The organism is Bacillus cereus group sp. BfR-BA-01330, assembly GCF_022663885.1.
Lineage (GTDB): Bacteria > Bacillota > Bacilli > Bacillales > Bacillaceae_G > Bacillus_A > Bacillus_A cereus.
This window is the reverse complement of the sequence record NZ_JAKUGK010000003.1, coordinates 493795-515459: the sequence shown is the minus strand read 5'-3', so window position 1 is coordinate 515459 and position 21665 is coordinate 493795. Positions and strand designations below refer to the sequence as shown.

Genomic DNA, 21665 nt, shown 5'->3' with positions numbered 1-21665 from the left:
TGTATCTCCCCCTTAGTACATACGATAAAGTATGACGCAACGTTAGAGTCAATAAGTAAATTCATTTTCTTTCTAAAAGTTTCATCTCTCCCCTATTTCATGCATAATAGATATGTACATATATTAGAAAGCGGTGAAAGTATGGTTTCAAATACTGTAATTGCCAGCATCATTTTTCAACTCATTGTCTCGATTCTGGTCCCAATTATCGTACTCGTTTATTTCCGTAAAAAATATAATATGAATTGGAAAGTGGTCGGCGTTGGTGTTCTTATCTTTATCGGATTCACCCAAATTCTTGAAACACCATTCCACCTATTTATGCGCGGTAATCCAACAATCGCTCCATTTTTAGAAAATCCGTTTGTGTTCGCAATTTATGGCGGATTGACTGCTGGTATTTTTGAAGAATTAGGACGCTTCGTTGCCTTCTTCTTCTTACTAAAAAAATATCTAGAATATAAAGATGGCTTCGCTTATGGAATTGGTCACGGCGGAATTGAATCTATTTTAATTGGCGGTTTTTCTGCATTACAAGCATTAATCTTTGCTAATTCTATTAACGATGGTAGCTTCGCTCGACTGATTGAACAAAAACCCGAGCTTAGCATTTTACAGGATATGTTAATTCAGCAACCCGCCTACTTATACTTCCTTGGTAGCTTAGAAAGAATTATGGCACTCGTGCTTCAAATCGCCTTTACAATGCTTGTTTTATACGCAGTCAAACAGAAGAAATATATCTTCCTAGTATACGCTATACTATTCCACGCATTTGTAGACTTTTTCGCGGCACTTTACCAAACAAAAACAATCAACATCTTCGTTGCCGAAGGAATTACACTTCTGTGTACAATTGGCGCTGTCGTTCTTATTCGCAAAATGAAAGAGAAATTAATGAGTGTACCGGAGTAAAAAATAAACCACCAAAATTGGTGGTTTATTTTTTATATGGATGATAACTTTTGCCCTCTTGCAGCTCCCTCTTTGTTTCTGCATCTATAACGATATATTTATGAAACTCTCCTACTTCATTTTGAATAAAAGAAGCGAAAAAGTATACTTGGCGATCAGAGTGAACAAAAAAATCTTGAAGTACCACTCTACCTCGACAACCGACAGCTGTTTTTTGTAGGAAAGAAAATTCTTCATCAGGCACTTCTTTAAATAAGATTTTTTTCCGAACACTATATGCTGCATTTTTGTATTCTTTATAGATCTTCTTATCTAACTGTTTATAAAAAACATCCTCACTCACAAATGACTTATTTCGATTGCTTGGATAATTTAGTTTTTGATTCGACTCTGCATAAGTTGTGGACAAGTGTATAAAAAAACAAAGACTAAATACAATACATATCATTTTATTCATGATTGCACCTCAAATGTTCATTATCCACATTACTTTTCCACATATTTAAATCAATATACTGTTTCCAATAAAAAGGAATTATTTCTACATTTGTCGAAGTATATAGCGTCAACTTGAAAGATGGGGATGAATTATGAAGAAAATTATTATAATACGACATTGTTCAGCAATTGGGCAAAAACGTGATGATGAATTAACGACCGATGGAAAAGACCAAGCAAACACCCTTGCTACATTCCTCTTAGAAAGTCATCTACAAATCGATCATATTATTTCAAGCCCATTTGTCCGAGCTATCGATTCCATTCGGCCCTATGCGCTCCAAGCTAACTTATCTATCCAAGAAGATGAACGATTAACTGAACGCATATTGAGCAACATTCCAATGGATGATTGGATGCAAAAACTAGAATCTACTTTTACAAATATAGATATTGCCTTTTCAGGCGGAGAGTCAACAAAACAAGCAACAGACCGGGCCCTATCGCTTATTCAAGACGTTTTACAATTAAACCATACGACAACACTACTTGTTACACATGGCAATTTACTTACGCTCATTTTAAAGCATTTTGATCATACAATTGGCTTTAATGAATGGAGAACTTTAACGAATCCTGATATTTACGAAATTACAATCGACGAACAATGTATCATAAAACGCTTATGGGAAGCATCGTCCAAGTAATATCCCTTTCCAAAACATTCAGTTGACGCCACGAGAAGAGACTGTTCTAACAATAGAAAGGGGTATCATTTCATATGTACGAAGACGTACTTGCTTTACTACATAAAACAAATGTTTCTTATGAAAAATTCGAACACGAACCAGTACTCGATTATGAGACCGATCGGATCGTACGCGAGAGACTTGGCTTACAAGGCACCCCAAGTAAAAGCTTATTTTTAAAATCAAAGTCTGGAGATTATTACGTATTTTTTACGTTAGAAGGCACAAGGCTCAACCGGGGAGAGATGAAAGAACTATCAGGAGAACGCTTATCTCTCTGTTCTCCTGATGAACTGCGAGACAAAACTGGTTGTACGCCGGGATGTGTGGCTCCTTTCGGATATTCACACGATGTAACAATTATTGTGGATAACGCTATTTATACGTACGATAAAATTTTAATTACACCTGGTGTTCCTGAATTTACAATTGAATTATCCACAGAAGAATTAAAAAAGATTTTATTAACATGTCCAAATACCGTTTTAGAGTACAAACAAAAAGAGAGCTAATCATTAGCTCTCTTTTTTTCATTATTTAGCTTCTGCTGTTTTTTCTTTTGCAGAACGTACTTGCTCGTCCGCATGGTAAGAAGAACGCACAAGTGGGCCAGCTTCACAGTGGCTAAATCCTTTGCTAAGTGCAATTTCTTTAAGCTCTGCAAATTCTGCTGGTGGGTAATATTTAAGAACTGGTAAATGCTTCTTAGATGGTTGTAGGTATTGCCCAAGAGTTAAAATATCCACATTGTTTGCACGTAAGTCATCCATTGCTTCAATTAAATCTTCTCTCGTTTCACCTAAGCCCACCATAATGCTCGATTTAGTTGGAATATCAGGCTGCATTTCTTTCGCTCGACGTAAAAACTCTAATGAACGTTCATATTTTGCTCTAGCGCGAACTCGGTCAGATAATCGACGTACTGTTTCAATGTTATGGTTTAAAATATCTGGTTTTGCATCCATTAACATTTTTAAGTTTTCTTCTACTCCACCCATATCAGATGGTAATACTTCGATAGACGTGAATGGGTTTTTACGACGTACTGCGCGTACTGTTTCAGCAAAAACAGCTGCTCCCCCGTCCTTTAAATCATCACGTGCAACCGCTGTTATAACAACGTGCTTTAAGCCCATTTGTACTACTGAATCTGCTACGCGTTCTGGTTCTTGTAAATCAAGCTCAGTTGGTAAGCCTGTTTTAACCGCACAAAAACGACAAGCACGTGTACAAACCGCACCTAAAATCATAAATGTTGCTGTTTTTCTTACAGCCCAGCATTCATGAATATTCGGACATTTTGCCTCTTCACAAACGGTATGAAGATTCTTAGAACGCATCATTTTCTTTAAGCCTGTATAGTTTTCATTCGTGTTTAACTTAATTTTCAACCATTCGGGCTTGCGCTTATATTCTGTTTGTTTTGTCATGGTTATCAACTCCGCACAATATGAAATAGTTTACCGTGTTCGCTTCTTTCAATGTAACATATCTATTCTAACGTATGAAAGCGATTTGCTCAAATGAAGATTCTAAGATTTTTTCCAATCGTTCCCTATAATGAAATACTCCGTATATCCCACACTAAAAAGAGTGATGTTGTGAAAGGAGTCTATTTCATGCTTCGAAAAATTTCTCTTTTGCTTTCTATTTGTTTTCTTCTTCACCAAAACATCGCTTACGGTGAAGATAATCAGCAAAGCATATACGAAAAGCGCATGGCACTATATAAAGAAACCGAGCAGTCTTCAGGCATTCCATGGTATTACTTAGCTGCAATGGATCAATATGAAAGAAATATACGGAGCGTAAGAAAAGATATTCCGAAAAAACCAGATGCCATCATTTCCCTTTATTTCAAACCAGAAATATGGGCTGGACCTATTAATAGTAACGATACTCTCCCCCATACAATTTCTCTATTTGGCGGAATAGGTTTAGATGGTGACAAAGATGGATTTGCAAATGCAAATAGCGACCGTGATCTTCTGCATACCGCAGCGACTATTTTAAGGAAACAAGGAACGTCAGAAGACCGTATTAAAATTATGCTCTGGGAATATTATAGGCGTGCAAAAACAGTTGATTTAATTAGCGAATATGCCCAAATTTATAAACATTATGGCCGTATTAATTTAGAGGGAAATGCTTTTCCTCTTCCGATCCGTAGTGACCATAGCTACCGTAGTACTTTCGGCGCTGGAAGAAGTTTTGGCGGCAGAAGGATTCATGAAGGAACAGATATTTTCGCCGGATATGGCGTGCCAGTAAGATCGACTTGCTATGGCATTATTGAAACGAAAGGTTGGAACCGCCTTGGTGGATGGCGCATTGGTATTCGCGACCTTCATAACAATTACCATTATTACGCTCATTTAGGCGGGTTCTCAAAAGAAATACAGCTTGGACAAATTGTTGAGCCAGGGAAAGTAATCGGATTTGTTGGTAGCACTGGTTATGGACCTCCTGGTACAGCCGGAAAATTTCCGCCCCACTTACATTTTGGCATATATAAAGACAATGGCTATACAGAATGGGCCTTCGATCCATACATGCATTTAAGCCTTTGGGAACGCAAAGAACGAGCAAATACAAAACGATAACCGTAGCTGCATTGCTACGGTTATTTTTTATCCATTAAAAACCTGGCTGATCCGGGTTTCACTTTATTTACAACTAACTATCTGTTTTCTTTTTATCAGGTACAGCAACACTTCCACTTCCATAATACGTAGGCACTTCCCCTTGAACGATACGCGTCGCAATCGGAACATTTTGTTTCACCGTTATCTCTTTCGTATGAAATGGAATAATTACTTGCAATGTTACTTCCATTTCCATAACAATTTGAATCGCTGTAGTATTAATCCCATGCGGCTCAATTTTTTGTTTAATATCTGTATTCACATGCCCAATTGGCGTGAAATGAATCGGAATATCTGGTCCTATATTACCAAGAAGCGCATTATCAGTTACACGCCCAAAAGGAACTGCCATAGTCGCCCCGTTTTTTTCAGAAATACCTAGCTCCTTCAACTTCCCTTGTTCTACTTGCTGCAAATATTTTTCTATGTACGTGGTCGTTGACGTTACGATTTCATTTACTTGCTTTGTATTTAAATTAATTGTAGATACTTTTCCGTTTTTATCATTCTGTACTTTCATTAATGAATCTACATCGAATCCTTCATTAATTCGATCCTTTACTGCCTTCGTCATAATTGCCGTCGCCATTTTATGCGTCTCTACTTCCCCATATTTAATTAAGGTCGGCTGAATATTATTATTCACAATCCACAACCCTTGCGTAAGTAATATAATAAAAAGAATAAACGACATAAGCAGTATATACCGAAAGGCAATAGGTCCCCTTCGAAACCGCGAGTTTTTCGAGCGAAATATACTCATAAAAAAACCTCCTTCTTATATCATTTCTATGCAAGAAGGAGGGACGATATATGCTTATCTCATTTTTAATAATGCTTCTTTTCCAATCGTTCCTGCTGGAATGCCTAATGCTTCAGCTCCAGTCGTTACCGATTCTAGCGGCGCTTCAAGAAGTTGTTCAATCGTTCTTACACCAACCGCACGGCCAGCAATAATTCCTCGATCACCTAATTTCTCATTTAAAAGACCTACATCTAATGCACCACACATAATATATCCTTTATCGCTCATTACAGCTAGCAAATTTGTCTTTGGAAGTTTCACGCTAACCGCAATAAACGTATAATTATCAATTATAATTGGCTCCACATTAACCATAGTTCACACTCCTCTCTTTCTTATCTGTATGACAAGAGAAAAATGAGTGTTACAAGTTAACTAGCCTATAGTTTAACAGAAGAAGTATAAGTTATTAACATATCTGTTAACACATCTCTAAGTAGTTCTGGCATATAATATTGTTTGTCAGAAAGTGTGGATAGCTCTGGGTATAAGTAGCCAAATGTAAACATATCAATTGTTCCTACTGTATATATACGATCTAATTCCAGCGATTCCCCGTTAATTAATACATCTTCGAGTAAAATTTTATTCCCAGGAATCGTATCTGGAATTACTTCTACACCCGCGTAAATCATTTTCCCCATCACTTTCCCACGAAATCCGAATCCTTTCACCTCAAGATTCTCCATATTCGGCTTACGTGCTTTCAAAATAACTTCTCTTAATATCTTTCCTGGAACTTTCAAAGCACACGGATTAATTGGATGTGGACAAATTCTGTGAATATCTCCGCGCGTTACGACACCCTCTTCTAACCCTTCAAGAAGTACACCAGCATTCACCATGCCAATTTCTGCACCGCACCATGTTTTCAGCGCACTTGCTAACATATAAGAAAACGGCGTCTCATGAAACCAATCAACCTGTAATGACTCTTTTAAATGAACGACAGGCTCTGCCATTATATGCTTACTTTCTTCCTGCAGTATTTCAATTGTGGATAACGGCTCGCTATAAGCACCTAACCGTTCCATCTTAATCGCTCTACCGTCCTTTTTCAACAGCTTCTTCGTCTCTTTATCCACAGTAAGCTGCACGTGCCCAACGTAACGTCCCCACTTTTCACAGCAACAAAGTAAAGTATTATTCATTAGAACACCACGCTCAAATAAATGATGCGTATGTGCCCCTAAAATAACATCTATATCATAATGCTCTGCCATATACTCATCCATACTTTTTCCAAGGTGAGAAAGGACAACTGTAATATGTGCCTCATCTCTCACTTCTTCTAAAATAGACTCTAAATGGATAAGCGGATCTTCAATATGCCAATCGAGCATTTGATAAAACTCTGGATACGCAACAGTTAACCCGATAAAAGCAATCGTAATCCCATCTGTCGTTGTATGTAATTTATAAGGCTTTGCCCATGATGGACGTACACCTTCTTTTTCAAATAAATTTGCGACAAGTACTTCAAATCCAGCATCATCATAGAGCCGATTTAAATGCTCTTTCGCTAACGTAATGCCTTCATTATTTCCGATCGTTACATAATCATATAACGCCTCATTTAAAAGCTTCGTATTCCCAAGCCCATTTGTCGCTTCCGAAATACTATGAAAACGATCCACATGATCGCCGATATCAATCGTCAAAACAGTCTCTCCCGCTTCCTGTCTTCGCTTTTTCTCCCCTAGAACAAACCGAGAAATTTGCGGCCAATTTTCAAAATGACTATGTATATCGTTTGTATGATAAAGGTGGATGATTGTTTCTTTATTTGTATTCAGAGAAAAAACCTCCTCTCAGTTCCTTACTGCCATTTACGCTATGCGCACACAATAATCCTGTAAATACTTTTCGTCTTTTCTTGCTATTTTACATTGTACTCGCATTGTGAGAAAAAGCAAAAGATTGTCCTTTTTATATGAGAAACTTTTGCTAATGCAGTAAATAATTCCAGATAGTGGAGGGAGGGGTGGATTTGTCAAAAAGTTTAATAGAGAATTCAGTGGGTGGTTGTTCAAGTGGATTTGTCAGTATCTTTGTCTTAAACCTAGTCGTTCTCTGTTCTTATAAAATATTTGGGGTATGTGAGGATTTTCTTTTGTCTTATCTTGTCGACAGATCGATATTCCTTGTCGAAACGTTGATATATTGAAATAATCGTTGATATATTCCCGTTTATGATCGATATATTTGAAAAATCGTTGATATATTTAGCTGAACACCCACCCGGGTATCCTCTCCCACGCCAAGACAAATCCGCAAAACAAGAAAGCGCCCTGCACAGCAGGACGCTTTCTTCATACATATATTATCCAGTTCCAGCGGCTAGAATGTTCGGTGGCTTCACTTCTTCCTATGAGGCAAAAAGCGCCTCTACGTCAGAAGCTCCATCCCCCTCACATTCTGAACGAGCCGCTTCCACTTTAAATATGTCCAGCTTCGCCTCCTAGACCCTCATGTCTAAGAACCTTAGCCAACGGGTCTGAACAGTCGGCTCCGCATTTCTATTTAACCGATAGAACCTTCCATCTCAAACTTGATTAGGCGGTTCATTTCAACTGCGTATTCCATTGGAAGTTCGCGAGTGAATGGCTCGATGAAGCCCATTACGATCATTTCTGTAGCTTCTTGCTCAGAAATACCGCGGCTCATTAGGTAGAATAATTGTTCTTCTGATACTTTCGATACTTTCGCTTCGTGCTCAAGTGAAACGTAATCGTTTTTGATTTCGTTGTAAGGAATTGTATCAGATGTAGATTGGTTATCCATGATTAACGTGTCACACTCGATGTTAGAGCGAGAGTTTTTCGCTTTTGGTCCGAAGTGTACGATACCACGGTAAGTTACTTTACCACCATGCTTCGCAATCGATTTAGAAACGATTGTTGAAGACGTGTTTGGTGCTAAGTGAATCATTTTCGCACCAGCATCTTGGTGTTGGCCTTTACCAGCAATCGCGATAGATAATGTTAAACCACGAGCGCCTTCGCCTTTTAAGATAACTGCTGGGTATTTCATCGTTAATTTAGATCCGATGTTACCGTCAATCCATTCCATCGTTGCGTTTTCTTCACAAACCGCACGTTTTGTAACTAGGTTGTATACGTTGTTCGCCCAGTTTTGGATTGTTGTATAACGGCAATATGCATCTTTCTTAATGATGATTTCTACTACCGCACTGTGAAGTGAGTTAGTCGTGTAAACAGGTGCTGTACAACCTTCTACGTAGTGTACGTGTGCGCCTTCGTCTACGATGATAAGCGTACGCTCGAATTGTCCCATATTTTCAGAGTTAATACGGAAATACGCTTGAAGTGGTGTATCAACTTTAACACCTTTTGGAACGTAGATGAATGATCCACCAGACCAAACTGCAGAGTTTAATGCAGAGAATTTGTTGTCTGTTGGTGGAATTACTTTTCCGAAATGCTCACGGAAAATATCTTCGTTCTCTTTTAATGCGCTATCTGTATCTTTGAAGACGATTCCTAGAGCTTCTAGGTCTTCTTTCATGTTGTGGTATACAACTTCAGATTCGTACTGTGCAGATACACCAGCTAAATATTTTTGCTCAGCTTCTGGAATACCTAATTTATCAAATGTTGCTTTAATTTCATCAGGTACTTCATCCCAAGACTTCTCAGATTTCTCAGATGGTTTTACGTAGTACGTAATTTCATCGAAATCTAAGTCGTTTAAGTCGCCGCCCCATTGTGGCATTGGCATTTCGTAGAACTTATCCAGTGATTTTAAACGGAAGTCTAACATCCACTGTGGTTCTTCTTTCATACGTGAAATTTCTTCAACGATCTCTTTTGTTAAACCGCGTCCAGCACGGAAAATCGAAACGTCTTTGTCTTTGAAACCATATTTATAATCGCCGATATCTGGCAGTTGCTTCGCCATGTTGGTGTGTCCCTCCTTAGATAACCTCGTTTTTAGGAACCTTTAACATTACTTATCTTCGTTTAAGCCCTTTTCTAACGCTTTCCACGCTAATGTTGCACATTTAATACGTGCAGGGAACTTGCATACGCCTTGTAATGCTTCAATATCTCCTAAATCGATGCTGTCATCGTACTCTTTTCCTAGCATCATGTCAGAGAAAATTTTCGAAAGCTGAAGTGCTTCTTCAATTTTCTTACCTTTTACTGCTTGTGTCATCATTGAAGCTGAAGACATTGAGATTGAACATCCTTCACCTTCAAACTTCGCCTCTTGCACAATACCTTCTTCTACTTTCATCGTAAGTTGAATACGATCGCCGCAAGTTGGATTGTTCAAGTTAACGGTAACACTATCTTCTAACACGCCATGGTTACGAGGATTTTTGTAATGATCCATAATAACTTGACGATATAACGTATCTAAATTATTAAATGACATTTGTGAAATACTCCTTTGTCTTGATTAGCGATTCAACAAATGTATCAATTTCTTCTTTTGTATTATATAAATAGAAGCTCGCACGTGCTGTTGAAGAAGCTTTTAGCCACTTCATAAGTGGTTGCGCACAGTGATGTCCTGCGCGAACTGCAATGCCTTCTACATCTAATACAGTCGCTACATCGTGAGGATGTACGTCTTCAATATTAAATGTAACAAGACCAGCGCGATGCTTTGGACCATAAATTGTAACGCCATCTACTTCTGATAGTCTTTCTAAAGCGTATTGCGCTAATTCATGCTCATGCTTTTCAATATTATCAAGACCGATTTCTTCTAGGAAATCAATTGCCGCACCAAGTCCGATTGCATTACCGATAATCGGTGTACCTGCTTCAAACTTCCACGGAAGCTCTTTCCACGTAGATTCTTGTAAATCTACGAAATCAATCATTTCACCGCCAAATTCAATTGGCTCCATATTGTTCAGCAATTCTTTTTTACCATATAATACGCCGATACCTGTAGGTCCGCACATCTTATGAGCAGATAATGCGTAGAAATCACAGTTTAAATCTTGTACATCCACTTTCATGTGAGGTGTACTTTGTGCACCATCAACGACCATAATTGCGCCATTTTCGTGTGCGATTGCTCCGATTTCTTTTACAGGGTTAATCGTTCCAAGTACGTTTGATACTTGCATAATAGAAACGATTTTTGTATTCGGTGTAACTGTTTGACGAACATCTTCTAAAGAAATTGTACCGTCTGGTTGAAGCGGAAGATATTTTAAAGTTGCACCAGTTTTCTTCGCAACTTGTTGCCACGGAATGATATTACTATGGTGCTCCATGTAAGAAATAACGATTTCATCGCCCTCTTTTACATTTTCAAGACCATAGCTAGCTGCTACTGTATTTAATGCAGTTGTCGTTCCGCGTGTGAAAATAATCTCTTCCATTGATTTCGCGTTAATAAACTTGCGAACTTTCTCACGTGCACCTTCATACGCGTCGGTAGCTTTCGTACCGAGCGTATGAACACCGCGATGCACGTTAGAATTATATTCTTTATAGTAACGTTCTAACGTTTCAATGACTTGAATTGGTTTTTGAGAAGTTGCTGCACTATCGAAATAAACAAGTTGTTTGCCGTTCACTTTTTGATCAAGAATTGGAAACTGTTTGCGTATTTCATGAATATTCATTAGCGCACTTTCCTTTCAATTACCTCAACAAGCTGTGCCTTTACTCCTTCAATTGGAAGCTCATTAACTACAGGTGCTAAGAATCCATGGATGACTAAACGTTCTGCTTCGCGTTTTGGAATACCACGGCTCATCAAGTAGTATAGTTGGACTGGATCTACGCGACCTACTGAAGCTGCGTGACCTGCCATTACATCATCTTCGTCGATTAAAAGAATTGGGTTTGCATCACCGCGTGCTTTTTCATCTAACATAAGAACGCGAGAAGATTGTTGTGCATTTGATTTAGATGCACCGTGTTCAATCTTACCAATTCCGTTAAAGATAGATGTTGCACTATCTTTTTGTACACCGTGTTTTAAAATCCAACCTTCAGAGTGTTTACCGAAGTGAACAACTTTAGTTGTAAAGTTTTGTGTTTGGTTACCACGGCCAATTGTTACTGTTTTCGTATCAGCATATGAACCGTCGCCCATTAAGTTCGTAACGTTCTCTGAAATTGTGTTTCCGTCATTCATAAGGCCTAGAGCCCAATCAATACGGCCGTCGCGTCCTACAACGCCGCGGCGGTTAACGTAAGTTGTTACGTCTTTTGCTAATAGATCAACCGCACCGAATTTCACTTGTGCGCCTTGTTCCACGATTACTTCTGCCACGATATTTGCAATACCTTTAGCATTTTCATTTGCAACGTAGTTTTCTACATAAGTTGCAGTACTGTTCGCATCAGCTACGAATAGTACGTGATTATATACGTTAGCTTCTTCGCCATCTACTAAGAATACAGCTTGAAGTGGAGTTTCAAGAACAACGTTTTTCGGAACATATACGAATGCACCGCCGTTGATTAATGCAGCATGAAGTGCAGTTAGACGATGCTCGTCTACTTTCACGCCGTCTTTCATTAAGTACTTTTGTACTAGTTCAGCATGCTCAGTTGCAGCTGTTACGATGTCTGTGAAAATAACACCTTTTTCTTTTGCTTCGTCTGCTAAAGAAACGAACGCAGTTGTACCAGTGCGTTGTACTAATACGCTGTTATTTTCATCGATTAAGTTTTTCACTGCTTCTGGAAGTTCAGTTAAAGAACTTACAGGCTCTTGCTTAGCAGCGTCGCCTTTTCCGATAAAGTCCCATTTGTCAATTTTCGTTTTATCAGGCGTTGGCATTGGAAGTTCAGTTGCTTGTGCAAGAGCTTGTAAGCGGAACTCAGTCAACCAAGCTGCTTCGTTTACTTCGCTTGCGCGTTGACGGATTGTTTCTTGATCGAAAGGTAATGTACCGATTGTCATGTTTATGCTCCTCTCTTACGCTTCTTGCTCTGTTGTTTCGTCTTCAATACCTAATTCTTTTTTAATCCAGTCGTAACCTTCAGCTTCTAGACGTTGTGCAAGCTCAGGGCCACCAGATTTAACGATACGACCGTTCATCATAACGTGAACGAAGTCTGGAGTGATGTAGTTTAATAAACGTTGGTAATGCGTAATCATTAGGCAACCGAACTCTTCGCCGCGCATTTCGTTAATACCTTTAGATACAACTTTTAATGCATCGATATCAAGACCTGAGTCAATTTCATCTAAGATTGCGATTTTTGGCTCAATCATCATTAATTGAAGAATTTCGTTACGTTTTTTCTCTCCACCAGAGAAACCTTCGTTTAAGTAACGTTGTGCCATTTCTGGATCCATTTCTAGGAATTCCATGTTTTTATCTAATGTACGGATAAATTTCATAAGAGAAATTTCATCGCCTTCTTCACGACGTGCATTAATTGCAGAACGTAAGAAGTCAGCGTTTGTTACTCCGCTAATTTCACTTGGATATTGCATTGCTAGGAATAGACCCGCTTGTGCGCGCTCGTCTACTTCCATTTCTAATACATCTTCACCGTCGATGATGATGCTACCTTCTGTTACTTCATACTTTGGGTGACCCATAATTGCAGAAGATAAAGTTGATTTACCTGTTCCGTTAGGTCCCATAATTGCGTGGATTTCTCCACCTTTTACTTCAAGGTTTACACCCTTTAAAATTTCTTTGCCATCAATTGATACGTGTAAGTCTTTAACCGTTAATGTAGAACCAGCCATCTCAATACCTCCATTAATCCTATATATACATTTTAAAAATTCCTAAAACGTTCATATTCTCATTTTATTCTCATTCTAATTTTATATCAAATAAAATGATATCGCAAACGCCGAAAAAAAGTAACCGTTTTTTCACAAATGTATATAAATATTTCCTTCACATCTTTCTATGATACACCTTTCTTCTTATTTATATAAAGAAAAAAGGACTGGTAATTTTCCAGCCCTTTCCTTATATTTATTCACTTATCGGAAGTACAGCACCTTTATATTCTTTATTAATAAAATCTTGAATTTCTTTTGAATGTAGCACTTCTACTAGCTCTTTAATTTCTTTTTTCTTCTCATCACCTTTACGAACTGCAATGATGTTTGCATACGGAGAGTCTGATCCTTCAATCGCAATTGCATCCTTTGTTGGATTTAATTTTGCATCAATTGCATAGTTTGAATTAATAAATAAAGCATCTCCCTCATTATTTTCATACAATTTCGGTGAAAGTCCAGGTTCAACATCTGTTTTAAATTTTAAGTTTTTCGGGTTTTCTACAACATCTTTTACTGTTGCTTTAACAACATCTACTCCGTCTTTTAATTTAATAACGCCACCTTTTTGTAACAATGCTAACATACGGCCTCGCTCCGCTACGTTATTACTCATAATCACTGTTCCGCCATCTGGTAAGTCTTTTAAGCTTTTATATTTCTTAGAATAAATGCCCATAGGTTCTAAATGGATTTTTCCTGCGTTTACAATTTTATATCCCTTTTCTTGAATTTCTTTATCTAAGTAAGGAATGTGCTGGAAGTAGTTCGCATCAATTTCTTTATCCGCTAAAGCCTTATTCGGCAACACATAATCTTGGAATTTTTTAATTTCTAATTTAATACCCTTTTTCTCTAAAATCGGCTGTGCCTTTTCTAAAATAACAGCGTGTGGCACGTTAGAAGCTCCCACAACAAGCTTATTCTCCTCTTTTCCTCCGCAAGCAGCTAATGTAAATACAGACAACGCTGTAACAATTGACAGTAGAACCTTTTTCATATGCTTTCCCCTTCTCCCCAATAGTTATATAGTTATAAAAAGAGCCGGCATACACCAGCCCTTTTCAGCAATTATTCTTTTACAGGAACAACCGCCCCTTTATATTCTTTATTAATGAAGTCTTCAATTTCTTTAGAATGCAATACTTCTACAAGAGCTTTAATCTCTTTCTTATCTTTATCGCCTTTACGAACAGCTACTATGTTTGCGTATGGTGAATCATTTCCTTCAATTGCAATTGCATCTTTTTCCGGATTTAACTTTGCATCAATTGCATAGTTAGAGTTAATTAAAACAGCGTCGCCTTCTTTATTGTTATACACTTGTGGCAATAAACCAGGCTCGATATCCGTTTTGAATTTTAAATTTTTCGGATTATCTGCAATATCTTTTGGAGTTGCTTTAACTGGATCTATTCCGTCTTTAATTTTTAAAATACCTTCTTTTTGTAAAATTGCTAAACCACGTCCATGGTCAGCAACTGAATTACTCATAATAATTGTCGCTCCGTCCGGAAGCTCTTTTAAGCTCTTATACTTTTGAGAGTACACACCAATTGGTTCTAAATGAATTTTTCCTGCTACTTCAAAGTCATACTTTTTATCTTTAATTTCTTTTTCTAAATACGGAATATGCTGGAAGTAGTTTGCATCTAATTCCTTATCCGCTAACGATTTATTTGGCAATACGTAATCTTGGAATTTTTTAATTTCTAACTCAATTCCTTTTTTCTCAAGTAACGGTTTTGCCTTTTCTAAAATAACAGCGTGCGGTACGTTAGAAGCACCAACAACAAGTTTCTTTTCATCTTTATCTTTCCCGCCACAAGCAGCTAATCCAAAAATTGAAGTTGAAATAAGTGCCGTAAGTAATAATTTTTTCATTTGAAACATCCTCCCGTTTTTTATTATCGTTTATCTATTCGAGTCGTTAAACTATCACCAATCCACTGAATTAAAAATACAACTAGTAATACACAAATTGTCGCAACGATTGTTACATCGTTATTCCCTCTTTGGAATCCTTCTAAGTAAGCAAGTGTTCCAAGGCCACCAGCACCAACAACTCCTGCCATTGCTGTATAGCCTACTAAAGCAATTGTCGTAACCGTAATACCAGATACTAATGCTGGTAACGATTCTGGAATTAACACTTTCAAAATAATTGTGCTTGTTTTTGCTCCCATTGCTTTTGAAGCTTCAATTACACCTTTATCAATTTCGCGAAGTGCGATTTCAACCATTCTCGCGTAGAATGGTGCCGCTCCAATAATTAAAGCCGGCAAAGCTGCACTTGCTCCAAGAATTGTTCCAAGAAGAATCTTTGTGAATGGGATTAATAAAATAATTAAAATGATGAATGGTATAGAACGGAATATATTTACGAATGCTCCAATCACCGTATTAATTGATTTGTTTTCCCATAAATTATCTTTTGCTGTCATGAAGAGTAACAATCCTAAAATGAGTCCTAAAACAAATGTCGCAAGAGCTGCGATTGCCGTCATATATAACGTTTCACCAGTTGCTTCTAACATTTGATTCCAATCAACATTTGTGAGTAACTTATCCATGTGCAATCACCTCCAGCTCTACTTGATCTTGATGAATTCCTTCTATTGCTTGCTGGATCGCTGTTTCCTCACCATTTAAATGAACAACTAAACTACCGTAAGAACCGTTATTCGTTTGTGCGATATTTCCTTGCAAAATGCTAACTTCTATATCACTGCGTTGCATCAATCGTTGAAGCACTGGTCTTTCTACAGCCTCACCGATAAACTGCAAACGAATTACTTTTCCATCTGGATATTTTTCAATTAAACTTTCAATCGTTTCATTTGTATCTTCAGAATCCGTTAACTGCTGTACAAATCGTTTCGTAATATCTTGCTTCGGATTACGGAATACATCAAGTACTGGACCTGTTTCTACAATCTTTCCTTTCTCCATTACCGCAACACGATTACAAATCTTTCGAATTACGTGCATCTCATGTGTAATAAGTACAATTGTTAAGCCGAGACGCTTATTAATATCTAATAGTAAATCTAAAATTTGATCTGTCGTTTCTGGATCAAGAGCTGACGTCGCTTCATCACATAAAAGTACTTGTGGGTTGTTAGCTAATGCTCTTGCGATCCCAACGCGTTGCTTTTGTCCCCCGCTCAGCTGAGATGGGTACGCGTCTCCTCTTCCTTCTAATCCAACAAGATGAATTAATTCATCAACACGTTTTCTTCTCTTCGCTTTATCAACACCTGCAATTTCAAGTGGAAACTCTATATTTTCACGTACAGTTCGTGACCAAAGTAAGTTGAAGTGCTGAAAAATCATTCCGATTTCTTGCCTTGCCTTACGAAGTTCACTTCCTGTAATTGCTGAAATGACACGATTTGCAATTGTAATTTGGCCAGAAGTTGGTTTCTCCAACTGATTGAACAATCTAATTAAAGAACTTTTTCCAGCGCCACTATATCCGATAACACCAAATATTTCACCTTTATCTATTTTTAAATTGGCATTATCTACAGCAGTGACATCACCGCTTTTTGCTTTATATATTTTCTTTACATTCTCTAATAGAATCATGGTGTATCACCCCTTTTTTAAATAAAAAGCGCAAGCGGCTCGTTTAGAACAAGAGGGCGTTTGAATCCCTGACGTAGAGGCGCTTTTTGCCTCATAGGAAGGGATGAAACGACCGACTGTTCTAGCCGCTGGAGCTAGATTTCATAAAGATTTTAGGTCGACTCCGCAATTTTTTATTTTTGATGCGTGTAGTCCACCGTTCTCATTACTTTTATTATTTGAATGTCCTCCACATTCAAACAATAAAAAAACCTTTCTGCTTTAGAGAAGCAGAAAGGTTTTTATGCGTATATAACAACATTATCCCTCTCTCTCATCTCTCAAAGCATTTGCTTTGCAGGAATTGGCACCATTTCAACATAAGTTGACGGTTGCCGGGCTTCACAGGGCACAGTCCCTCCACCTCTCTTGATAAGAGAAATCAGATTCAATTTTCGTCTGATTTGAAATTTATGAAATTGTCTATATTTTATGACTTAAATTGTATCAATATACACTCACCATGTCAACAGAAATTTTCGCAAAAAATGAAACTTCAGAATTTTAAGCACCTACTGACATCGGTTTACATATATGAAACATCGATTCCACTAATAACATCGTTCGGTACGTTCCCGAATATTGTACACGTCCATCATTCATTAGCATTTGCAATCGTACATTTCCATTCACCAATTGTTCTATATCCTTTTCATCTAAGCAAATGATTTGTTCCGTTCCTCTTTCCTCATGTAGTAGCTCTATATAATCTCTTGAAATTTGTAACGAACAACTTTCATCTCCAAAGCGAAAATTAACAGTTTTTTCTTCTTGTCTTAAAAGCGGTTCTAAATGATATTGACCATTAGCGTAATTTACAAATGATTGAAGCAAAGAATATAATCTCACCCTAAATCACATCCTTCATATCACTTTCTATTACATACCATTCCCTCTCACTAAAGAGCAATCCTGTTATTTTCGCTCGACAAATACTGTATCCATCCTGCATCTCGACATATTTCCCAAGAAATATGTCGAGGCGGCAAAAATTTTGCCGCCTACTTTAATTCCGTATATAAATATTCAACCGAATGAAATGCGTATATCTTCTTCATCAGTGTCCCATTTTCAAAAACAAGTAAACAAGGTACACTTTCAATCCCATACTCTTTCGCTAAATGCGGAGCATAATTTAAATCTAACATCCCAATTTTCAAATCTTCAATTGTCATCTCAACCACTGTTAACATCTTTTTTGCTAATTGGCATGTTCCACACATTGGAGTATATACATATAATACTGTTTTTTCTTCGTTCTCTATTAGGGCTGTAGCTTCGGCTCCTGTCCAATCAATCACTTCTATCATTCCTTACCGTAAATATTCTGTATAAACGTCAATGTCGGCTCCCCATAATACATTTGCTAAGTGTGTAGATGGCGCAGTTGCCACTTCTCGGTACGAGCGATCAATATAGATATGCTCGGCTTGCGGGAATTCTTTTCGAAATTGTTTCCTTAACTTTTCTCCAGCATCATCAGCATCCACTAGCACATACACTTCCTTATCAAAAAACTGATCAACGAGCTCATCCATTTTCGACAAACCAATTGTACCATTTGTACAAACAATTTCCACCGGTTCACGAATAATAGATTCAATCTTTCTTCTATCTGATGTACCTTCTACAATAATGACTTTTTCTACATAAATCATATGTCATCACCCGATCACCATATACTATACAACCTTGAACTTAGTATATAGTATATTCGTTATTTTCATGTTGTTTCCTGTTTATTTTTGCAAAAGAAAAGCGCAAGCGGCTCGTTTAGATTGTGAGGGGGGATGGAGCTTCTGACGTAAAGGCGCTTTTGGCCTTGTAGGAAGAAGCGAAGCCACCGAACAATCTAGCCGCTGGAGCTGGATCATAAAGAAAAGCGGAACCGACTGTTTAGCCCTGTTGGCTAAGGCTCTTTCGCACAGAAGACGCTTTTTGTCTTCTCGTGCGGAAGGTTCTTAGACATGAAGGGCTAGGAGGTGGAGCTGGACAATGAAAAGCGCAAGCGGCTCGTTTAGATTGTGAAGACTTATGAAACCTTACCACAAAACAGTTTTTCTCATAATAGCTTATTTATTTACATATAACTTGAATTTCATTATTTCACAAAAAATAAAAAAGGACAGCACAAAGGCTGTCCTTTAGTCGACTATAATTAGTCTTGGTTTGTCATTTCTGCATATTTTTCTGCAGTTAATAACTTCTCAACTTGGCTTGCATCAGAAAGTTCAACTTTAACCATCCATGCACCCTCGTATGGAGATTCGTTAACAAGTTCTGGTTGGTCACTTAATTCTTCGTTTACTGCTACAACTTTACCGCTTACAGGTGCGTATAACTCAGAAACTGTTTTAACAGATTCTACGCTTCCGAATGGCTCGTTAGCTTCGATTGTTGCACCTACTTCAGGAAGTTCAACGAATACGATATCGCCTAGCTCACCTTGTGCAAAGTGAGTGATACCGATAACAACTTCATTACCTTCAGTTTTTACCCATTCGTGTTCTTCAGAGTAACGTAAATTATTTGGAATGCTCATGACTGTACCTCCAGTGAATGTATTAATTATGTAAAAATACCTTATTGGTACTTTTTCCACACACTTTCAAACTGCTCTTCGTTAAAACCAAGTGTTACATTCGTTCCATCTGTTACAATTGGACGTTTAATCAACATGCCATCAGATGCTAAAAGCTCATACATTTCGTCTTCGCTTGCATCTTTCAACTTATCTTTTAGACCAAGTTCACGGTAACGCATTCCACTTGTATTAAAGAATTTTTTTAATGGTAATTCACTTTTTTCATGTAAATTACGTAAATCTTCTTTTGATGGTGGATTTTCAACAATATGAATCATCTCATATGCTACATCGTTTGCCTCAAACCATTTCTTTGCCTTTTGACATGTGCCACACTTTGGATATGAATAAAATGTTACTGTCATAAATTCACCTACTTTTTTACTAACCTTTACCTTTATCATATAGAAAACGTTTTATTATTTCAAACCATTATTCGCTAAACTTTTACTTATTTCGTGATAATTTTTAATAATCCTGCGAATTTTTCTTATTTTTCCGCCATTTGTTAAGAAAAAAATAAATATATAAATTTTTTAGATTCTGCACCAAACATATATCTTAAACAAGCGTTTGATTAATTCTCCATTTTCTTTCTTAACCTTTGAACTACAGGAGTTTCTTTCTACCGAACATACAGCTTAAACAAACGTTTGATTAATTCTCTATTTTTCTTTGTTAACCCTTGAGTTACATCGGTTTCTTCCTACCGAACATACAGCTTAAACAAACGTTTGATTAAAAAAATAAGAAGCCTCTTTTGCAGGCTCCTTCATTATCTATTTAAATAATCTGCAATTGTTTGAAATACGACGATATACATATTATGAATACTTTCTTCTGTATTTCCACCATTCGATAAACCAACTGCCCATTGTTGTCCTTCACCACTTCCGATATTCGCAAACCCTTGCGTATACATAGCATTTACATCTTTTCGGGCACTGTTATACTCTATCCCTTTTGTAATAAAAATCGAATATGATTTATCTTGTAAACCGATAAAAAACACTGGTTTCTTTAGTGATGAAAATACATTTTTATATTGCTCTGTTGAGGCTTCTTGAAAGTGATCTTTCATTATTAGAAAACCATCTACTTCCTTAGATTTCTTTTCCAGTTCCTCTAACTTCATTTCCTCAAACTTTATATTCCTAAACGTATCTTTCGGTTTTTCTCCAACAACTCCAATTACGAGTGCTCTTCCGTTATATTCTAATTTCTCTCCTTCTTTATCCTTTGCACACCCAGCACCGACTAGGCATATCAATATAAAAAATAAGAAATACGATAAACGCTTCATTTAGCACCCTCCCCTTCTTTTTAGTCAAGTGACAAAAACGTAAGGTTAATTCAAGAAAATGTAAGTAAAATCGATAGCCCAATTCACGTTTCTATATTATAATCAATTGAATTTACTTACATTACTAAACATAGGAGATCAACATGAAGAAATTTAAACTTTCATCTTTTCTTCCGTTAAGTTATATACTTCTACTCGTGCTCGTAAGTCCCCTTTACGACGTATTAAATAAATCGACTGTTCACGCAGTAGACGTTACAACTGTAGTAGATGATTGGATTCCATTTGTAAAAGCATTTATTATTCCTTATTTACTTTGGTTTCCATACTTATACGGCGCACTTATTTATTACTGTTTTGCTGACCGAAAGCAATATTATGTTACTTTAAGTAGTGTTATTTTTGGAAAGCTTGCTTGTTTTTCTATTTATTATTTTTGGCAAACAACTGTACCACGTCCGACTGTCGTTGGAACAGATGTATTTTCTGAACTAGTTCGCTATATTTATAGTATCGACCAGCCAGTAAACTGTTTCCCTAGCATTCACGTTCTTACTACATTTGTAATTATGTTAGCTGCCTTTAAGCGTAGAGAACAGCATGTTTTTGAATATTACATCCTTACTTTCTTCGGTACACTTATTATTTTATCAACGCTATTTACGAAGCAGCACGCCTTTGTAGATGCCGTTTCTGGAATGACGCTTGCAAGCATACTTTACTTCGGCGTTCAGCTCTTATTGGCCAAAGAACCAATAAGAGTTCCAGTAAAACAAAATCATAGAATGTAGCATGACAAAAAAGCAGACTGTGGCTTCAGTCTGCTTTTATCTATTATTAAGGAGAT

General features: G+C 37.3%; 25 protein-coding genes and 1 riboswitch. Of the genes, 5 read left to right on the top strand and 20 right to left on the bottom strand.

Annotated elements, in window-relative coordinates; genetic code table 11:
• The first annotated feature begins 99 nt into the window (after nt 1–99).
• Nucleotides 100–915, top strand: a complete 816-nt coding sequence (locus tag MR112_RS11665) for a YhfC family intramembrane metalloprotease (protein WP_002204855.1) — start codon at nt 100–102, stop codon at nt 913–915.
• Between the two features lie 25 nt (nt 916–940).
• Here the strand turns inward: MR112_RS11665 and MR112_RS11660 are convergent, their stop codons facing one another.
• Nucleotides 941–1372 (bottom strand): hypothetical protein, encoded by a 432-nt coding sequence (locus tag MR112_RS11660; protein WP_025686793.1) that lies wholly within the window; start codon nt 1370–1372, stop codon nt 941–943.
• A gap of 133 nt (nt 1373–1505) precedes the next feature.
• On the opposite strand from MR112_RS11660, the gene MR112_RS11655 reads away from it, so the two are divergent.
• The gene (locus MR112_RS11655) at nt 1506–2060 is read left to right on the top strand and encodes a histidine phosphatase family protein (RefSeq protein ID WP_242244970.1); all 555 of its coding nucleotides are present in this window, start codon (nt 1506–1508) and stop codon (nt 2058–2060) included.
• A gap of 74 nt (nt 2061–2134) precedes the next feature.
• Complete coding sequence (locus MR112_RS11650) at nt 2135–2614, top strand: YbaK/EbsC family protein (RefSeq protein WP_000272746.1); 480 nt, start codon at nt 2135–2137, stop codon at nt 2612–2614.
• A gap of 21 nt (nt 2615–2635) precedes the next feature.
• Here the strand turns inward: MR112_RS11650 and lipA are convergent, their stop codons facing one another.
• Entirely contained in the window at nt 2636–3532 is an 897-nt protein-coding gene (gene lipA / locus MR112_RS11645) for a lipoyl synthase (protein WP_000166372.1), read from the bottom strand.
• 189 nt (nt 3533–3721) lie between these two features.
• Here lipA and MR112_RS11640 point away from each other — a divergent pair, with 189 nt between their 5' ends.
• The gene (locus MR112_RS11640) at nt 3722–4705 is read left to right on the top strand and encodes a M23 family metallopeptidase (protein WP_000944663.1); all 984 of its coding nucleotides are present in this window, start codon (nt 3722–3724) and stop codon (nt 4703–4705) included.
• Between the two features lie 73 nt (nt 4706–4778).
• Here the strand turns inward: MR112_RS11640 and yunB are convergent, their stop codons facing one another.
• From yunB to MR112_RS11550, 18 genes are all read right to left on the bottom strand, one after another.
• A complete protein-coding gene (gene yunB, locus MR112_RS11635) occupies nt 4779–5510 on the bottom strand; it encodes a sporulation protein YunB (protein WP_000021800.1) in 732 nt (243 codons plus the stop codon).
• A gap of 54 nt (nt 5511–5564) precedes the next feature.
• The gene (locus MR112_RS11630) at nt 5565–5867 is read right to left on the bottom strand and encodes a YunC family protein (RefSeq protein WP_000248466.1); all 303 of its coding nucleotides are present in this window, start codon (nt 5865–5867) and stop codon (nt 5565–5567) included.
• A 65-nt stretch (nt 5868–5932) separates the two neighbouring features.
• A complete protein-coding gene (locus MR112_RS11625) occupies nt 5933–7324 on the bottom strand; it encodes a bifunctional metallophosphatase/5'-nucleotidase (RefSeq protein WP_370658490.1) in 1392 nt (463 codons plus the stop codon).
• Nucleotides 7325–8075: 751 nt separating this feature from the next.
• Nucleotides 8076–9473 (bottom strand): Fe-S cluster assembly protein SufB, encoded by a 1398-nt coding sequence (gene sufB, locus MR112_RS11620; protein ID WP_001118827.1) that lies wholly within the window; start codon nt 9471–9473, stop codon nt 8076–8078.
• A gap of 48 nt (nt 9474–9521) precedes the next feature.
• Nucleotides 9522–9953 carry a Fe-S cluster assembly sulfur transfer protein SufU gene (gene sufU, locus MR112_RS11615; protein ID WP_000009523.1) on the bottom strand — a complete coding sequence of 144 codons (432 nt, stop codon included), beginning with the start codon at nt 9951–9953 and terminating at the stop codon, nt 9522–9524.
• Nucleotides 9943–11163, bottom strand: a complete 1221-nt coding sequence (sufS, locus tag MR112_RS11610; protein WP_001020767.1) for a cysteine desulfurase SufS — start codon at nt 11161–11163, stop codon at nt 9943–9945. Before sufS ends, sufU begins: the two co-directional genes overlap by 11 nt.
• On the bottom strand, nt 11163–12455 hold the full coding sequence (gene sufD, locus MR112_RS11605) for a Fe-S cluster assembly protein SufD (RefSeq protein ID WP_000152167.1): 1293 nt from the start codon (nt 12453–12455) through the stop codon (nt 11163–11165). Before sufD ends, sufS begins: the two co-directional genes overlap by 1 nt.
• Before the next feature lie 15 nt (nt 12456–12470).
• Nucleotides 12471–13256 carry a Fe-S cluster assembly ATPase SufC gene (gene sufC / locus MR112_RS11600; protein ID WP_000929160.1) on the bottom strand — a complete coding sequence of 262 codons (786 nt, stop codon included), beginning with the start codon at nt 13254–13256 and terminating at the stop codon, nt 12471–12473.
• A 238-nt stretch (nt 13257–13494) separates the two neighbouring features.
• Nucleotides 13495–14301 carry a methionine ABC transporter substrate-binding lipoprotein MetQ gene (metQ, locus tag MR112_RS11595; protein ID WP_078403712.1) on the bottom strand — a complete coding sequence of 269 codons (807 nt, stop codon included), beginning with the start codon at nt 14299–14301 and terminating at the stop codon, nt 13495–13497.
• A 71-nt stretch (nt 14302–14372) separates the two neighbouring features.
• A complete protein-coding gene (gene metQ, locus MR112_RS11590) occupies nt 14373–15185 on the bottom strand; it encodes a methionine ABC transporter substrate-binding lipoprotein MetQ (RefSeq protein ID WP_063537946.1) in 813 nt (270 codons plus the stop codon).
• Between the two features lie 23 nt (nt 15186–15208).
• Complete coding sequence (locus tag MR112_RS11585; RefSeq protein ID WP_000359557.1) at nt 15209–15874, bottom strand: methionine ABC transporter permease; 666 nt, start codon at nt 15872–15874, stop codon at nt 15209–15211.
• Nucleotides 15867–16892 carry a methionine ABC transporter ATP-binding protein gene (locus tag MR112_RS11580; protein WP_000601754.1) on the bottom strand — a complete coding sequence of 342 codons (1026 nt, stop codon included), beginning with the start codon at nt 16890–16892 and terminating at the stop codon, nt 15867–15869. Before MR112_RS11580 ends, MR112_RS11585 begins: the two co-directional genes overlap by 8 nt.
• A 310-nt stretch (nt 16893–17202) precedes the next feature.
• Nucleotides 17203–17310, bottom strand: a riboswitch (SAM riboswitch).
• A 125-nt stretch (nt 17311–17435) separates the two neighbouring features.
• The gene (locus tag MR112_RS11575) at nt 17436–17780 is read right to left on the bottom strand and encodes a hypothetical protein (protein ID WP_001242138.1); all 345 of its coding nucleotides are present in this window, start codon (nt 17778–17780) and stop codon (nt 17436–17438) included.
• A gap of 152 nt (nt 17781–17932) precedes the next feature.
• Complete coding sequence (locus tag MR112_RS11570; protein WP_002008881.1) at nt 17933–18241, bottom strand: thioredoxin family protein; 309 nt, start codon at nt 18239–18241, stop codon at nt 17933–17935.
• A 3-nt stretch (nt 18242–18244) separates the two neighbouring features.
• Entirely contained in the window at nt 18245–18589 is a 345-nt protein-coding gene (locus MR112_RS11565; RefSeq protein WP_000640870.1) for a toprim domain-containing protein, read from the bottom strand.
• 500 nt (nt 18590–19089) lie between these two features.
• Nucleotides 19090–19473: a glycine cleavage system protein GcvH gene (gene gcvH / locus MR112_RS11560; RefSeq protein ID WP_000026897.1), complete on the bottom strand. Its 384-nt coding sequence runs from the start codon at nt 19471–19473 to the stop codon at nt 19090–19092.
• A 41-nt stretch (nt 19474–19514) separates the two neighbouring features.
• Nucleotides 19515–19880, bottom strand: a complete 366-nt coding sequence (locus tag MR112_RS11555) for an arsenate reductase family protein (protein WP_000218968.1) — start codon at nt 19878–19880, stop codon at nt 19515–19517.
• Between the two features lie 410 nt (nt 19881–20290).
• On the bottom strand, nt 20291–20818 hold the full coding sequence (locus MR112_RS11550) for a hypothetical protein (RefSeq protein WP_000826874.1): 528 nt from the start codon (nt 20816–20818) through the stop codon (nt 20291–20293).
• 143 nt (nt 20819–20961) lie between these two features.
• Between MR112_RS11550 and MR112_RS11545 the strand changes: the two genes are divergently transcribed.
• On the top strand, nt 20962–21609 hold the full coding sequence (locus MR112_RS11545) for a phosphatase PAP2 family protein (protein WP_000713775.1): 648 nt from the start codon (nt 20962–20964) through the stop codon (nt 21607–21609).
• Nucleotides 21610–21665: the final 56 nt, after the last annotated feature.

Bases quoted from the DNA above. Each gene is read 5' to 3' on its own strand.
- MR112_RS11665 (WP_002204855.1), top strand. From the start codon at position 100: ATGCATAATAGATATGTACATATATTAGAAAGCGGTGAAAGTATGGTT.
- MR112_RS11660 (WP_025686793.1), bottom strand. From the start codon at position 1,372: ATGAATAAAATGATATGTATTGTATTTAGTCTTTGTTTTTTTATACAC.
- MR112_RS11655 (WP_242244970.1), top strand. From the start codon at position 1,506: ATGAAGAAAATTATTATAATACGACATTGTTCAGCAATTGGGCAAAAA.
- MR112_RS11650 (WP_000272746.1), top strand. From the start codon at position 2,135: ATGTACGAAGACGTACTTGCTTTACTACATAAAACAAATGTTTCTTAT.
- lipA (WP_000166372.1), bottom strand. From the start codon at position 3,532: ATGACAAAACAAACAGAATATAAGCGCAAGCCCGAATGGTTGAAAATT.
- MR112_RS11640 (WP_000944663.1), top strand. From the start codon at position 3,722: ATGCTTCGAAAAATTTCTCTTTTGCTTTCTATTTGTTTTCTTCTTCAC.
- yunB (WP_000021800.1), bottom strand. From the start codon at position 5,510: ATGAGTATATTTCGCTCGAAAAACTCGCGGTTTCGAAGGGGACCTATT.
- MR112_RS11630 (WP_000248466.1), bottom strand. From the start codon at position 5,867: ATGGTTAATGTGGAGCCAATTATAATTGATAATTATACGTTTATTGCG.
- sufB (WP_001118827.1), bottom strand. From the start codon at position 9,473: ATGGCGAAGCAACTGCCAGATATCGGCGATTATAAATATGGTTTCAAA.
- sufU (WP_000009523.1), bottom strand. From the start codon at position 9,953: ATGTCATTTAATAATTTAGATACGTTATATCGTCAAGTTATTATGGAT.
- sufS (WP_001020767.1), bottom strand. From the start codon at position 11,163: ATGAATATTCATGAAATACGCAAACAGTTTCCAATTCTTGATCAAAAA.
- sufD (WP_000152167.1), bottom strand. From the start codon at position 12,455: ATGACAATCGGTACATTACCTTTCGATCAAGAAACAATCCGTCAACGC.
- sufC (WP_000929160.1), bottom strand. From the start codon at position 13,256: ATGGCTGGTTCTACATTAACGGTTAAAGACTTACACGTATCAATTGAT.
- metQ (WP_078403712.1), bottom strand. From the start codon at position 14,301: ATGAAAAAGGTTCTACTGTCAATTGTTACAGCGTTGTCTGTATTTACA.
- metQ (WP_063537946.1), bottom strand. From the start codon at position 15,185: ATGAAAAAATTATTACTTACGGCACTTATTTCAACTTCAATTTTTGGA.
- MR112_RS11585 (WP_000359557.1), bottom strand. From the start codon at position 15,874: ATGGATAAGTTACTCACAAATGTTGATTGGAATCAAATGTTAGAAGCA.
- MR112_RS11580 (WP_000601754.1), bottom strand. From the start codon at position 16,892: ATGATTCTATTAGAGAATGTAAAGAAAATATATAAAGCAAAAAGCGGT.
- MR112_RS11570 (WP_002008881.1), bottom strand. From the start codon at position 18,241: ATGATAGAAGTGATTGATTGGACAGGAGCCGAAGCTACAGCCCTAATA.
- MR112_RS11565 (WP_000640870.1), bottom strand. From the start codon at position 18,589: ATGATTTATGTAGAAAAAGTCATTATTGTAGAAGGTACATCAGATAGA.
- gcvH (WP_000026897.1), bottom strand. From the start codon at position 19,473: ATGAGCATTCCAAATAATTTACGTTACTCTGAAGAACACGAATGGGTA.
- MR112_RS11555 (WP_000218968.1), bottom strand. From the start codon at position 19,880: ATGACAGTAACATTTTATTCATATCCAAAGTGTGGCACATGTCAAAAG.
- MR112_RS11550 (WP_000826874.1), bottom strand. From the start codon at position 20,818: ATGAAGCGTTTATCGTATTTCTTATTTTTTATATTGATATGCCTAGTC.
- MR112_RS11545 (WP_000713775.1), top strand. From the start codon at position 20,962: ATGAAGAAATTTAAACTTTCATCTTTTCTTCCGTTAAGTTATATACTT.